The organism is Yersinia antarctica (assembly GCF_056636475.1).
In genome coordinates, this window is sequence record NZ_JBSJQF010000001.1 from 4,117,761 (window position 1) to 4,132,748 (window position 14,988).

Sequence of the window (14,988 nt, forward strand, 5' to 3'; positions counted from 1 at the left end):
TTTGCAGGCTGCCTACCTGCAACTCCAATGAGTTTGGGTTTAAAACAATCGTTAAACCAACTTTAATTTTTAACATAACCTCCAATATGGGAAAAAGAGAATAACAATGAAACGCAGACACCTCTGGGTATTAAATCCGTGCCTGTTAGCTATGCTCGCGCCCGCAGCATGGGCAGAAGATCAAATGGTGGTTTCTGCCAGCCGCTCACACCGCAGCGTGGCCGAAATGGCACAAACCACCTGGGTGATTGAAGGTCAGGAACTCGAACAACAAGTTCAAGCTGGCAAGGAAATCAAAGATATTTTGGCGCAATTGATTCCTGGCATGGATGTTAGCAGTCAGGGCCGGACCAACTACGGTATGAATATGCGTGGCCGCTCAATGATGGTGATGATCGATGGCGTGCGCCTGAACTCTTCACGCAGCGACAGCCGTCAGCTTGACTCCATAGATCCGTTTAATATTGGGCATATAGAAGTTATCTCCGGTGCCACTTCGCTTTACGGTGGGGGTAGCACTGGCGGCTTGATCAATATTGTGACCAAAAAAGGTCAGGCAGAAAAACAGGTCGAACTACAAGTTGGCGGCAAAACCGGTTTTAACAGCCATAACGATCACGATGAGAATATCGGGGCTGCGGTGAGCGGCGGGAATGAGCAAGCATTCGGTCGTTTTTCTGTTTCCTATCAACGTTATGGCGGCTGGTATGACGGTAAAGGCGATGAGGTGTTGATCGATAATACCCAGACCGGCCTGCAATATTCCGGTCGCCTTGATGTGATGGGCACAGGTACCTTCAACATTGATGACCATCAGCAATTGCAGTTAACCACCCAGTATTTCAACAGCGAATCCGATGGCAAACACGGATTATATCTGGGGGAAAACTTCTCGGCAGTGACGGGTACCGGCCAGGCATCTAACAGCGGCAATCTGAACTCAGATCGTATTCCGGGCACTGAGCGCCATCTCATCAACCTGCAATACTCCAATACCGACTTCTGGGGTCAGGATTTGGTGGCACAGGTGTTTTACCGTGATGAATCATTGACCTTTTATCCGTTCCCAACCCTGAACAAAGCAGGTACTGCGGTAACCAGTATTGGTGCATCACAGCAGAAAACCGACTTTTACGGCGGTAAACTGACGCTAAACAGTAAACCCATCGACAGCCTCACGCTGACTTATGGTGTCGACGCGGAGCATGAAAGCTTCAACGCCAACCAGCAGTTCTTCAATCTGGCACTGGCACAGCAGTCTGGCGGGATGACCTTACAAAATGCCTACAATGTTGGCCGTTACCCAAGTTACACCACCACCAATCTCGCGCCGTTCCTGCAAACCAGCTATGACATCAACCCCATCTTTACCCTGAGTGGTGGAGTGCGTTATCAATACACCGAGAACAAGGTCGATGATTTCGTCGGCTATGCGCAACAACAAGCTATTGCTAACGGCAGCGCGACCTCCGCAGATGCAGTGCCAGGCGGGAAAACGGATTACAACAACGTCCTGTTCAATGCCGGTTTGCTGGCGCATCTGGCACAAAACCAGCAGACGTGGTTCAACTTCTCTCAAGGGTTTGAGATCCCCGATCTGGCGAAATATTACGGCTCCGGGACCTATCAGTTGGTCAATGGCCACTACCAACTGCAAAAAAGCGTCAACGTAAATGACTCCAAGCTGGAGGGTATTAAGGTTAATGCTTATGAATTGGGCTGGCGCTATACGGGTGATAACCTGCGCACTCAAATCGCCGGTTACTACTCACTGTCTGACCAAACTATTGCCATCAACAAAACAGACATGACCATCAGTGTGTTGCCGGACAAACGCCGGATCTACGGGGTTGAAGGCGCAGCGGATTATTTCTTCGAAGACAGCGAATGGAGTACCGGAGCAACATTTAACCTGATTAAATCTGAGACCAAAACTGACGGCAAGTGGCAGAAACTCACTGTTGATACCGCCAGTCCGTCAAAAGCCACCGCTTATGTTGGTTGGGCACCGGGTGATTGGAACCTGCGGGTACAATCCCAGCAGACCTTCGATGTGTCAGACAGTAAAGGCCGTAAACTTGATGGTTATAACACGATTGATTTCCTGAGCAGCTACACCTTGCCAGTGGGTAAAATCAGCTTCAGCATCGAAAACCTGCTGGATAAAGAGTACACCACCGTTTGGGGCCAGCGCGCACCAATTCTGTATAGCCCCACCTACGGAGCACCTGATCTCTATACCTATAAAGGACGTGGCCGTACCTTTGGTGTGAACTACTCTGTGTTGTTCTAATCACGGGATAAAAACGGGCGTAAATATATAGTTACGCCCGTTTTTCACCTTAACGATAATAGACCGCGATATGCTGATCTTGTACTTTTTCGATACGGATTTTTATATCGAAAATCTCTTCAAGAATATCGGGCTGCATAATCTCTGCGGGTGCCCCTCGATAAATAACCTCACCATTCTTCATCGCAATAATGTGGTCAGAATACGCAGAAGCAAAATTGATATCGTGGATAACGAGAATAATGGTTTTGTGCAATTCATCTGCGGCACGCCGCAATTGTTTCATCATCGCAACGCAATGTTTCATATCTAAATTATTTAATGGCTCATCCAGCAGGATATATTTTGTATCCTGACAAAGCACCATTGCTACATAGGCGCGTTGCCGTTGCCCCCCCGAAAGCTCATCAAGATAGCGATCCTTCAGCGGCACCAGATTAAGAAACTCCATCGCAGCATCAATATACTGACGGTCATTTTCGTTGAGCCGCCCTTTTGAATAGGGATAGCGCCCGAAGCCAACCAAATCTGCTACAGTCAGGCGGCTGGTGAAGTGATTTTCCTGACGTAAGACTGACAAAATAGTCGCCAGTTTATCGCCAGAGGTTTTCGCCACATCCAAACCATTAAACAGCACACTACCAATATCAGGCGCCAGCAATCGGCTCATAATCGACAATAACGTAGATTTGCCAGCACCGTTTGGTCCAATGATTGAAGTAACACCACCAGAAGGAATGCTCTCATTTATATTATTGAGAACCGCTGTATCCTGGTATTTTTTATTAATGTCATTAATTTCAATCATACCGGAGCCTTTTTTATTAAAAGATAAATAAACAGCACACCACCGACAAACTCAATAACCACCGATAATGTCCCAGACATATTCAGTAAGCGCTCCAAAATCAATTGCCCACCAACCAATGTAATGGTTCCCAGCAGAAAAACACCGGGTAGCAAATATTGATGGCGGAATGAACCAACAATTGGATAAGCCAAATTAGCGATAAGCAAACCTAAAAATGTCAGCGGCCCCACCAGTGCTGTAGAGATGGCGACCAACAGCGAGACCAGCAGCAAAATAGTGGTTATCTTTTTCTGATAGGCAACGCCGAGATTAATTGCGGTATTTCGACCAAGGGCGATAATATCGAGACAATGGCGCATGCGCCAAACAATAAGGCCCACAATCACAACTATCCCCGTAGAAACGGCAATAATCTCTGCTGGCGCTCGGGTAAAGGTGGCAAACACCCTCCCCTGCAATATGGCAAACTCCCCCGGCGAAAGAAGACGTTGCATCAGGCTCGATAGACTGCGGAACAACGTGCCACAAACCAAGCCAACCAGCAGCACCTTATGCAGATTGATCCCCACACCGGTCAGTAACCAACGGTAAAGAAACACCGAGAACAATAACAGCAGTGCCGACTCACAGAGAAATTTCCCCGTAATACCTAGCACTCTGAAACCATTGGCATCAACAAAAAACACCAACATGGTCTGGATGAGAATAAACAGTGCTTCTAATCCCATCACTGATGGCGTCAAAATACGGTTATTGGTTACTGTTTGGAATAAGACAGTAGCAACTCCCGCAGCAAAGGCCACCAACAGCATGGTGGCTAGAATAAGACCGCGATGCACCAGAATATACTGGATGTTGCTTCCCAGATTAATTGTCATGAAGATGACAATCGCAGCGACTGCAATAATGCTCAACAGTAACAACCGCTTTGCCGGTATGCTTAATGCCCGATTTGCGCCCTGAAGCCAATTCCCTTTTGATGAATACTCATTAACCTGCATGGCGTTTTGTCCTAACAATTAATAATAGGAAAACCAGTGCACCAATCGCGCCCAGAATAACGCTGGCAGGGATTTCAAATGGGTAGCTAATTAATCGACCAATAATATCGCATAACACGACCAGACCACCGCCACAAAGACTCACCCAAGGTATGGTTCGGCGCAGGTTATCTCCCATCGCCATACTGACAATATTGGGTACAATCAAACCGAGAAAAGGAAGCACGCCAATCACGACCACAACCACGCCGCTGATGATGGCTATAATAGACATTCCCGTCAGCATAACGCGTTGATAATTTAGCCCAACATTGACCGAGAAATCCCGCCCCATGCCTGCCACGGTAAAACGATCAGCGATTAGGCAGGCAATCAGCGTTAAGGCTCCCACTATCCACAACAACTCATAGCGACCCTGCAAGACACCCGAGAAATCACCAGACTCCCAACTGCCCAACGATTGCAGGAGATCAAACTCCATCGCCACAAAGGTTGTTACTGCACTAAATACCGCCCCCAGCATAATGCCGGTCAGCGGCACCATCAGCGCTGATTTCATCCGCATTCGCGCCAACAACATCATAAAAAGTGCCGTCCCCCCCATCGCGAATACCGTAGCCACCAACATTTTCACCATCACCGGAGCTGATGGACTGAAAACCATGACCAACAATAAACCAAGGCTGGCGGACTGGGTCGTACCCGCAATAGAAGGTTCGACAAAACGGTTCTGCGTCAGCATCTGCATGATGAGGCCAGCAACACTCATGGCGCTGCCAGCAAGGACTAATGCCAACGTTCGTGGCACCCGGCTAAGTATAAAGATGTCGCGCATATCGGGATCCGACCAGACATCGGCAAAAGTGACATGGCCGGCACCGATAAACAGGCTACAGATCATCAGGCCCAGTAAAATAACCAGGCCAACTAGAAAGCTAAGATTCTTCATCAGTGAGAATTACTGCGCTGGCGCTGATTTATCCAACACAGCACTGACCTTATCCATCAGTTTTGTATAACTCTGTACGCCACCGGCAATATAGAGCGAGGAAGAGTCGAGATAGATAACCTGATCATTCTGCCATGCTTTGGTTTTATGGATCAGTGGGTTATCAAGAATCTGTTGTGCCGATTGGCCTTCAGTACGCCCAATGGCATTGTCTCTATCCAGTACAAACAACCACTCAGGATTAGCATTGAGAATGAATTCAGAGGTCACTACATTCCCATGACTACCCGTTTGTTCGAAAGTGGCCGCAGGGGTGAAACCTAACTCATCAAACACAAAACCGAAACGGGAACCCGGCGTGTAGGCCGACATTTTCCCGCCGCTGACCATCACTACCATGGCTGATCCGGCATTAGCTGATTTTTGCTTTATCTCGTTTATCTGAGATGAGAATTTGCCCAGCAGTGCCTTCGCTTCTTCTTCTTTACCAAAGATAGAGGCCAGTTGCTCAGTACGCTGAGTCAGACTCTGGGTAAAGTGCTTGGTATCGACATCAAGTGCGATAGTCGGTGCGATAGCGCTAAGTTTGTCATAAGCATCATGAGCACGGCCACCGGCAATGATCAGGTCAGGTTTAGCCTGACTTAACGCCTCGTAATCGGGTTCGAATAATGTGCCAGCATTCAGGTATTCAGTGCCGCTGTATTTGGATAAAAATGCGGGTAGATGAGTACTGGTTTGCGGGACACCTGCCACCTTAATGTTCAGGGCATCGGCAGTATCGAGCACGGATGGGTTCAGTATGATGACTTTTTGCGGGTTTAGTGGAACCTGAGTAGTTCCTTGCGCATGTTCAATACTGATTTTGGCTGATTCTTCTGGCGCGGCAGATGAATCATCACACCCTGTCATCGCAACAGTTGCGGCCAGTAATGACGAAAATAAAGCTAGACGTAATTGCATTTTCTCTCCTGAAAAGTGGGGATGTAAATATCCTTGAGTGCTAACGCTAATGATTTGCATTACTAATGTCGGAATGATACCCATCTATGCATACGATGAACAGGTTCCGTCATCAAGCTTCTGATAAATTGACAGGATTAATAGATCGCTTAGATACATTTGGCAGAATTAATACACAGAAGAAAAAATCGTAAAATATTGTATTTACTTAATATAGTTACCAAATTAAATATGTTTATCATGACCTGATTATATTATGGAGAAATTATGAATTTTCTACGCCAATGCCACCAGTTCTCTTGCCCAAGGTAGATAGAGCTGCTCATCCGCCTATTCTTATCAGCACTAAAAATGGGCGAATGTCAGGCTTATAGGTCTATATTCAACGCGCAACAGCCTCTATTATCGATACGTAACTGCCGGTATTTATGATGCAGTTTAGTTTCAGATCGGCTCCGGCGAGTATCACTTTCAGCTCAGCTTCGGGGCGTTCTCTCCCACCGTCAAAGCTCCCCATCAAGAGCAGATCCATATTTTTCCCGAAGTGAGGGATATTACCTTCAGGAATAATGGTATCCATAATGAGGACTTTTCCATTAGGAAGCATGGCCTTACGACAATTATGGAGTATTAGTGTTGTCTTTTCATCCGGCCAGTCATGAGTGATATATTTTAATAAGTAAAAATCTGCCGGAGGACATGATTCGAAGAAACTGCCAGGCTGGGCCCCATTCCCGAACGAAACGCAACAAACCATCATGCGTTATGCAGCGAGTAGATACTCTAAAAATACCTCATTCGGTGAGCTGTATTCCAGAGATTTGCGCCCCCGAGTGTTGAGGATGTGCTCCAGTCTCGCAATATCTTCATCGCTGACGCCATTAAAATCGGTTCCTTTCGGATAAAACCGCCGTATCAGACCGTTGGTATGCTCATTCAACCCCCGCTCCCAGGAATGATAAGGCCGGGCAAAGTAAACCTTTGCGCCCGTTACCTGAGTGATGTCCTTATGTTTCGCAAACTCGGGTCCGTTATCTGCCGTCAGGGTTTTAAACTCGCAGAAAGTATTCGCCACGATGTCCCTGAACGCTTCCACGACGCTCTCAGCGCACTTATTGGGGAGTTTACGGATAATGACCTGCTTTGTGGCTTTGTCCACGACCGTCAGCAGGAATGACTTCTGGTCTTTGCCAAAAATCGTATCGATTTCAACATGCCCGGGAACCTGTTTGAGTTCAGCCTCAGCAGGCCTGTGCTCAATGCCAACCCTGTCCGGGATGGGCGTGCGTCCGGGCTCACCCGTATCATAGCGATAGCGTTTACCCCGGTGAGGGAGCTGAAGGTAAAGCTTACCGCCAGCCTGTCTGTCCGAACGGATATAGCGGTAGAGGGTATTTTTGCTGACGGCGATATCAAACTGGATTTTCAGTCTCCCAGAGATAACCTCAGGGGAGGTATGTACAGCCAGCGCCTGCCGGAGAAAGTCTTGTGTCTGCTGGCCCAGAGGGAAACAGGCATTGTGTGCCGAGGTGGCGCCCCGCCGTTGTCTGGCTAAGGCATCAGCGCGTCTGGAGGAGTAAAGTCCGTTGAAGGCGGGGTCCGTATTACGCCTGAGCTCCCGGCTCAGCGTAGAGCGAGAGACGCCGAGCTCTCTGGCAATGCAGGACTGATTAACGCCTTCAGCTTTTCGTTTTTCGATGTAAAAGCGCTCATGCTGAGTCAAATGTTTTCCCTTCATGCAACAGGGTCTCCGACAGGGTCAATACGGCTATTTTATCCGTACCTGACCGGTGGGTCACTTTGTTGCATTTCGTTTGGGAATTGGCGTGGAGCCTCCATCTTGAGTCATCCCCCAGTTCACCAAGACGATGTCTTTCCAGCACCGGAGCTTGATCGAACAAAATACCGTGCAGTGTCGTATTAGCCTGTAATACTTTTAGCAGCAATCCGCCTAACCCTCCCGCAATATCAACAACGGTGGCATGGTCTGGGAAATGATAGCTACGTACCAGAGCCAGGTTTTCCACCGCCGACATCCCGGTGTGAAAATCATATTCAGGAGAGCGAGTCTGTGGTTGCGACCAGTATTCGAAGAACGACACACCATACAGTTGTTTAAAAGCAGAGTGGCCGCAAACGCTTTCAACGATATTCCCCTGCGGGCCCCAAAATGTCTCATCGGTTAACATCAGTACAGCAGAACGAAGCGAATGCGAGGTCGCTGCACACAAAAACTTAGCCGCTGCCCGCAGTGATGAGTTGAAAAAGATGGAAAAGCTGACAGAGGTAATCATTATAGATTAAAATTTTTTCTCTATTTATCGCGTAAAAACTAATGTTCACATGCGATTATCTGGCAGATTGAGTCATCTCACCCAATAATAATCTCTGTAGGAATATGATGGCAAAGATTGTTATGGTGATGTTTATAAATGGTTATCTTATGTTTCGCTTAGTATACTTATTGGCATGTTATTCATAATTCTGGTGTGAGCAATATGTCGACTTATGCTGTGCGTAGTGTCATTTGGGTTGGGATATACCTTTTTTTTATTCTGGCCCCTCTGTTGGCATTATTAACCGGTACATTACCCCCAGCTCGAGATTTCTGGACGGAGTTTTCGATTGCCCTTGGTTATGCCGGATTGGCAATAATGGGGCTACAATTTGGTCTGACTGCCCGTTTTCGTTATGTCACCGAACCTTGGGGTGAGGATATTATCTATCACTTCCACCGCCGAATCTCTTTGATTGCAGTCGGGCTGGTTATCGCACATCCCTTAATCCTGTTTGTTGTTCGTCCAGAGTTATTGGCACTACTAAACTCCTTCGACGCGCCGTGGCGAGCCCGTTTTGCCGCCCTATCAACCTATGCATTAATTGCTTTGGTTATTACCGCATTGTGGCGAGTTCAACTAAAAATACGCTATGAAATCTGGCATTTATCTCACATTATTCTGGCCGTAGTGGCGGTTGTTGCCGGGGTCATGCATATGGTTGGCTGGGGGTTTTACCTCGACGACCCATTAAAAAGAGCACTTTGGGTTGGCCTGATTCTATTTTGGTTTGGTTTGCTACTGTATGTGCGGATAGTCAAACCGCTGTTTATATTGCGACGCCCCTATCGCGTGGTAGCAGTACGGCAGGAACGGGGTGATACCGCCACCTTAGTTATGATGCCCGATGGCCATGACGGTTTTCGTTTCACTCCCGGACAGTTCGGTTGGTTAACCATTTGGGGTAGCCCGTTTAACATTACCGCCCATCCGTTCTCTTTTTCATCCAGCGCACAGGTGAGTGACGGGCGCGTGGAAATGTCGATCCGCAATCTGGGGGATTTTACCTCTAACATACCTAAAGTCCCCATCGGGCAACGGGTCTATTTGGATGGTCCCTATGGAGCATTCACATTAGGAAATCCGGCAGACATGCATGTTCTGGTTGCCGGTGGTGTTGGGATAACGCCAATGATGAGTATGTTGCGAACACTGGCTGATCGCGGTGACCAACGGCCAGCCCTGCTACTTTATGGCAGCAAAGATTGGGAATCGATCACCTTTCGTGAAGAGTTAGAAGCATTAAAATCACGGCTTAATTTGGTCGTGGTTCATGTGTTGTCGAACCCCGCGCCAGACTGGACAGGGGAAAAAGGATTCATTGATGCCGAGGTGTTCAAACGGCACTTGCCCCCTCCCTATGCCAGTCACGAGTATTTTATATGTGGCCCCAATGTCATGATGGATGCTATCGAGTCTGCACTGAATGAAATCGGTGTTCCTATGTCGAAGTATCATTCAGAACGCTACAGTTTTGCCTGAGGAGTTTACCGATGCGACGTCTATTTGCTGAACGTTTAGTGATTGCCACGGCTGTGGTTGTGATTATGGTGGCGCTGCTATTTGCCTGGCTGCGGGTGGCTGGGTAACAGCATAAAAGCGGTCAAGAGAGCGCACACCACCAGATGGCAAACCGCACCTTGGCCGCACTGTATTGTTACCAAAACCCACAACTGACGTCATTGGCAGCAAAAATTGCTATAATGGGGCATGTTTAGTGTCGATATCGTCTTGCAAGTCCCCTTTATCTGGGGAATGACCTTACATCTACCCCTAACTCACCCGCGTGTAGATGTCGGTCGCCCTGCACCACAAGGTAACCCTGTTAAAACACTGCAACATCCATCAACGGGCCGTTTTATCGTCAAATGGCCGTAACCTCAAACTGTACAGACTTAAATAGGATCTAACTTACACAGAGCCAGGCCCACCCGCCTTTTCAGGTGTGTTCAACCGTCGTTGAGGCAGTTCAACGATATGGGTCTTGCCACAACTGAGATTAACTATGCTGACTCTGCTTCATCTGCTTTCTTCTGTCGCCCTGCTGGTGTGGGGAACACACATTGTTCGCACCGGTATCATGCGTGTTTATGGTGCCGATCTGCGCCGGGTTCTGAGCGCCAGTATTCAGAAAAAACCCACGGCTTTTATCGCCGGTATTGGTGTCACGGCGCTAGTACAGAGCAGTAATGCTACCGCGTTACTGGTTATCTCATTTGTATCGCAGGGGCTTATCTCCTTGTCGCCGGCCTTAGTAATTATGTTAGGGGCAGATGTCGGGACGGCTCTGATGGCGCGGGTGCTGACATTTGATCTCTCCTGGCTCTCACCGTTGCTAATCCTGGGTGGGGTTATTGTTTTCCTCGGTCAGCGCAAAAGTCGGATTGGTCAGATGGGGCGGGTAGGCATCGGTCTCGGGTTGATTATTCTGGCACTGCAACTGATTGTCACTGCCGCCGGGCCGATTACGCAAGCAACCGCCGTGCAAGCCATTTTTTCATCTCTGACCGGTGATACCATTCTGGCATTATTGATTGGCGCACTGTTCGCCATGATCAGTTATTCCAGTCTGGCCGCAGTATTGCTGACCGCCACACTGGCCGCTACCGGTTTAGTTCCACTAAATATCGCTCTCTGTATTGTGATTGGCTCTAATCTGGGCAGTGGTTTGCTGGCACTGATCAGCAGCCGTGGGCAGAATGCCATCTCCCGACAAGTGGTGCTGGGCAGCCTACTGTTTAAAGTGATCGGCTGTATTTTAGTCCTCCCTTGGGTCAATATGTTAGGGCAATGGCTCATTAGCCGTAATTTGCCCGCCGCCGAAGTCGTCATTTACTTCCACGTATTCTATAACCTGCTGCGCTGCTTGTTGATGCTGCCATTTGTTGGAGTGATGACTCGTATCTGTAGCCGATTAGTCAGCGATGACCAAACTACCCTACAACACTCGGCCCCGCGCTACCTTGATATTACCGCCATCGATACTCCTTCGTTAGCCTTAGCAAACGCAGTGCGGGAAACCCTGCGAATGGGTGATGTGCTGGAGCAGATGCTCGTGCGGTTTAAAGAAGTACTGGAGGGGAATAAACAGCAAAAGCATGAAGTCAGTTTGTTGGAAGATGAAGTCGACATGCTGTATAGCGCCATTAAACTCTATTTAGCGCAAATACAGCAGGATGAGTTGGGTGAGATTGATTCCCGTCGTTGGGCTGAAATTATTGATACGGCGGTTAATCTGCAACAAGCCGGCGATATTATTGGCCGCATGACTGCTGATGTGGCAGCCAAGTCACTCAATGCTCGTAAGCCATTTTCGGCCGAGGGGTTTGAAGAGTTAAATACCCTGCACACCCGTCTGGTAGCCAATCTGGATTTAGGAATGTCGGTGTTTTTATCCCGCGATATCAATAACGCCAAACGCCTACGTCGTGCCAAGCATCGTTTCCGTTTATTAAATCGCCGCTATTCTCACTCTCACGTTGAACGCCTGCATCAACAAAATGTGCAGAGTATTGAAACCAGCAGTCTGCACATGGGGCTATTAGGTGATATGAAACGTTTGAATTCACTGTTCTGCTCAACCGCATACCATGTGTTAGAAGTGCAGGAAGAGGCATTAGATTAAGGTAATAGCGGGGTTTACATTGAGGAAGGGGGCTATATACCCCCTCCCCTGATAAGCTATTTAGCGGCAAACAAGCAGATAGTTCGGGTTAACTCATACGATTTTACAAAGGAGCTAATTGGCAAAAATTCAAACGGTGAATGGAAGTTATGGGCTCCGGTGAAATAGTTTGGTGTCAATAACCCCTGAGTCGATAACGCTGCACCATCGGTGCCGCCACGCATTGGGATCACCTTAGGTTCAATATCCAACGCGGCCATGGCAGAGAAAATCAAATCAATCGCCTGGGTATCTTCACCTATCGAGTTGCTGATATTGCTGTAAACGTCGGTGACTGAATGGCTGATTTTCGCTCGTGGATACTTCGCTGCAATCTGTGTAACCACCTCACCAATTCGCTGTTTGCGTGCCTCGAATAACGCATTATCAAAATCGCGAATCGCAATCTTCAGTTTGGCGTGATTGGGGTTGGCAACCATATCAGTAAACCAGACATACCCTTCCCGCCCTTCAGTATGTTCCGGTGTTTCCTGTGGGTCGAACTGACTGATAATGTCATAAGCTACGCGGATAGGGTTGATCAGCACATTTTTGGCAGACATAGGATGAGCCGTTACCCCAACAATATCAATTTCGGCTGAGGCGGCGTTAAAGTTCTCAAATACCACCTCCCCCAGTTCGCAACAATCAATCGTGTAGGCGAAATCAACATCAAACCGTGCCAGATCCAACGCTTTGGCACCGCGCAAACCAATCTCCTCATCCGGCACAAATGCCACCACGATATCCCCATGGCAATCATCGGCACTCAGGTTCTCCAACAGCGTCATCACCACCGTGACCGCCGCTTTATTATCCGCCCCCAACACGCTGGTGCCATCACCAAAAATAATTTCTTCATCTTGGTAACGAAGGATTTCCGGGTGCTCTGATGTGCGCAGATAGATACCCTGTTCAGGATTCAGGCAGAGATCACTGCCGGTAAAGCGCAACCGCTGCGGGTGGATATCAGGCGATAAACCAACATCAACGGTATCAATGTGCGTAATGAAACCAATTCGTGGTGCGGCGGGTTGGTTGCCGGGTTTACGGGCAGTTACCGTCGCATAGGCATCAATGACGATATCTTCCAATCCTAACTGGCGCAGTTCTTCTGCTAACATTTGCGCCATCTTATGCTGCCCGACCGTGCTGGGTAGCGTCATTGACGCGCCATCACTCTGGCTGCTCACCGCCAGATAACGGAAGAAGCGTTGGGTCAGTTGTTCTGAGAGTGCCATTGTCATTTCTTATTCCTTATAGACTTAATTCATATCATCAGCATTGCAGGTAAACAGGGGATTAACTGCCAGCCGGATAGGTATACCCACTCTGGAATCCTAGCGGGATACCCAACCCCCAGAACAGATATAGCATCAGGGTTAATACAATGGTCAGCCCAAGAGTATAAGGCAACATCATGGCACAAAGCGTCCCAACCCCGGTTTTAGAGCAATACTGACGGCAATACATAATGATCAACGGATAGAAGGCAAACATCGGTGTCGAGATATTCACCGTTGAGCTAACACGGAAACTGGCCTGGGTCAGTTCAGGGGAGATACCAACTGCCATCAACATCGGGACTAATACCGGTGCCAGAATCGACCATTTGGATGAAGCCGATGTGATAATAATATCTAAGGCGCAAGACAGCAGAATCACCCCAAGAATAGTGAAACCGGCTGGCATTGCCAGGGTGCGCAGGAAATCCGCCCCAGAGATTGCCAACAACGTGCCGATATTGGAATGGCTGAATGAATAAAGAAACTGGGCGCAGAAGAAGCTGAACACTAAAAACGAAACCAATGAACGGGTAATATTTTCCATGCTGCTGGTAACGTCTTTGGTGCTTTTGAAGGTACCGGCACTAAAGCCATAAATCAGCCCGGGAATGGCAAACATAAAGAACAACAAGGGTACTATCGCCTGCATAATCGGTGCATCAGGGCGGGTCAGGCTGCCCTCGGGCGAGCGCAATAAGGAATTTTCCGGGTAAAGCGCAGCCGCCAGGCCAATCAGCATCAACAACATGGTCAACCCGGCTTTTTTAAACGCTTTACTCTCTTGAGCTGTCACTTTTTGCAGTTCATCACTGTTGTGGAGCACGCTGAGATCGTCATTTAATGGCATCGACTTAACCAGACGTGGCTCAACAATTTTCTCGGTAATAAACCAACACACCAAAATCACCGCAAAGGTACTGCCAAAGCTCAGGAAATAGTTACACAACACATTGACGTTATAACTCGGGTCAATTATATGTGCCGCACCTTGGGTGAAGCCCTGCATGATCGGATCGATAATCGATGGCGTGTAACTGGCAGAAAATCCGCCGGCCAAACCCGCGAAAGCGGCGGCGATGCCCGCCAACGGATGGCGACCACTGGCATAGAACATCATGGCAGACACTGGCATCAAAATAACATACGCCGAGTCAGATGCGACGTGACTCACCACCCCGATAAATATTACTGCGGGTGTCAAAATTCGTTGTGGCGTGACGTTAAGCATCTTTTTCAGCATCACCTGAATAAAGCCACTGCCCTCAGCAACCCCGATCCCTAACGTTGCCACAATAGTGATAGCCAGTGGTGGGAAGTTGATAAAATTTTTGACCATAGTGGTAATAAAGGTCACCAACTCAACGGGTGCCAACATATTAGTCACTTTAATCTGATCACCCGTCAGAGGGTGGTAATAGTCGAAATTGATAAATGACAATGCAAAGGAGAGCGCCCAGCACACACCCAATGCATAAATAAATAACATAGTGATATCTGGCATCGCATTACCGATACGCTCGATGGTATTCAGTATTCCGGTCTGCCGGTTTTCCTGCGGTTCTATAGCTGACATATCCTGTCCTTTCCCTGTAAAGCGGCCGAGGCCAAAACGGACAAGAAATACGCGTGACTTCCTGTCGCGAGAGAGTGATTGCGGGGTGTGGGAGAAAACAAAGCCAATATCT

Annotated in this window: 11 protein-coding genes and 2 pseudogenes; 4 read left to right on the forward strand and 9 right to left on the reverse strand. The window is 48.2% G+C overall.

Annotation, left to right across the window (positions count from 1 at the left end):
- Positions 1-106 precede the first annotated feature (106 nt).
- Positions 107-2,293 carry a TonB-dependent siderophore receptor gene (locus ACWJJO_RS19105; protein ID WP_420073623.1) on the forward strand — a complete coding sequence of 729 codons (2,187 nt, stop codon included), beginning with the start codon at positions 107-109 and terminating at the stop codon, positions 2,291-2,293.
- Positions 2,294-2,342: 49 nt separating this feature from the next.
- On the opposite strand, the gene ACWJJO_RS19110 is transcribed toward ACWJJO_RS19105, so the two are convergent.
- The 7 genes and pseudogenes from ACWJJO_RS19110 to ACWJJO_RS19140 all read right to left on the reverse strand — a co-directional run.
- Positions 2,343-3,101 (reverse strand): iron ABC transporter ATP-binding protein, encoded by a 759-nt coding sequence (locus ACWJJO_RS19110; RefSeq protein WP_083162527.1) that lies wholly within the window; start codon positions 3,099-3,101, stop codon positions 2,343-2,345.
- Positions 3,098-4,105: an iron chelate uptake ABC transporter family permease subunit gene (locus tag ACWJJO_RS19115; RefSeq protein ID WP_372569634.1), complete on the reverse strand. Its 1,008-nt coding sequence runs from the start codon at positions 4,103-4,105 to the stop codon at positions 3,098-3,100. The genes ACWJJO_RS19110 and ACWJJO_RS19115 overlap by 4 nt, the downstream gene beginning before the upstream one ends.
- Complete coding sequence (locus ACWJJO_RS19120; RefSeq protein WP_083162523.1) at positions 4,095-5,054, reverse strand: ABC transporter permease; 960 nt, start codon at positions 5,052-5,054, stop codon at positions 4,095-4,097. The genes ACWJJO_RS19115 and ACWJJO_RS19120 overlap by 11 nt, the downstream gene beginning before the upstream one ends.
- A gap of 9 nt (positions 5,055-5,063) precedes the next feature.
- A complete protein-coding gene (locus ACWJJO_RS19125) occupies positions 5,064-6,017 on the reverse strand; it encodes a siderophore ABC transporter substrate-binding protein (protein ID WP_083162521.1) in 954 nt (317 codons plus the stop codon).
- A gap of 382 nt (positions 6,018-6,399) precedes the next feature.
- A pseudogene (locus ACWJJO_RS19130) lies at positions 6,400-6,741 on the reverse strand (methyltransferase); the annotation flags it as partial.
- A gap of 39 nt (positions 6,742-6,780) precedes the next feature.
- On the reverse strand, positions 6,781-7,755 hold the full coding sequence (locus tag ACWJJO_RS19135; protein ID WP_481090518.1) for an IS30 family transposase: 975 nt from the start codon (positions 7,753-7,755) through the stop codon (positions 6,781-6,783).
- Between the two features lie 79 nt (positions 7,756-7,834).
- Positions 7,835-8,269, reverse strand: a pseudogene (locus tag ACWJJO_RS19140) (methyltransferase); the annotation flags it as partial.
- A 246-nt stretch (positions 8,270-8,515) separates the two neighbouring features.
- On the opposite strand from ACWJJO_RS19140, the gene ACWJJO_RS19145 reads away from it, so the two are divergent.
- The 3 genes from ACWJJO_RS19145 (at position 8,516) to ACWJJO_RS19155 (ending at position 11,978) form a co-directional block, all read left to right on the forward strand.
- Positions 8,516-9,835 (forward strand): ferredoxin reductase family protein, encoded by a 1,320-nt coding sequence (locus tag ACWJJO_RS19145; RefSeq protein ID WP_083162517.1) that lies wholly within the window; start codon positions 8,516-8,518, stop codon positions 9,833-9,835.
- A 228-nt stretch (positions 9,836-10,063) separates the two neighbouring features.
- Positions 10,064-10,231, forward strand: coding sequence for a hypothetical protein (locus tag ACWJJO_RS19150; RefSeq protein WP_193784775.1), 168 nt, complete (start codon positions 10,064-10,066; stop codon positions 10,229-10,231).
- Between the two features lie 127 nt (positions 10,232-10,358).
- Positions 10,359-11,978: a Na/Pi cotransporter family protein gene (locus ACWJJO_RS19155; RefSeq protein WP_420073781.1), complete on the forward strand. Its 1,620-nt coding sequence runs from the start codon at positions 10,359-10,361 to the stop codon at positions 11,976-11,978.
- A 56-nt stretch (positions 11,979-12,034) separates the two neighbouring features.
- Here ACWJJO_RS19155 and pepT read toward each other — a convergent pair whose 3' ends face one another.
- Positions 12,035-13,264, reverse strand: coding sequence for a peptidase T (pepT, locus tag ACWJJO_RS19160; RefSeq protein WP_442850632.1), 1,230 nt, complete (start codon positions 13,262-13,264; stop codon positions 12,035-12,037).
- 55 nt (positions 13,265-13,319) lie between these two features.
- Entirely contained in the window at positions 13,320-14,876 is a 1,557-nt protein-coding gene (locus ACWJJO_RS19165) for an AbgT family transporter (RefSeq protein ID WP_083162511.1), read from the reverse strand.
- Positions 14,877-14,988: the final 112 nt, after the last annotated feature.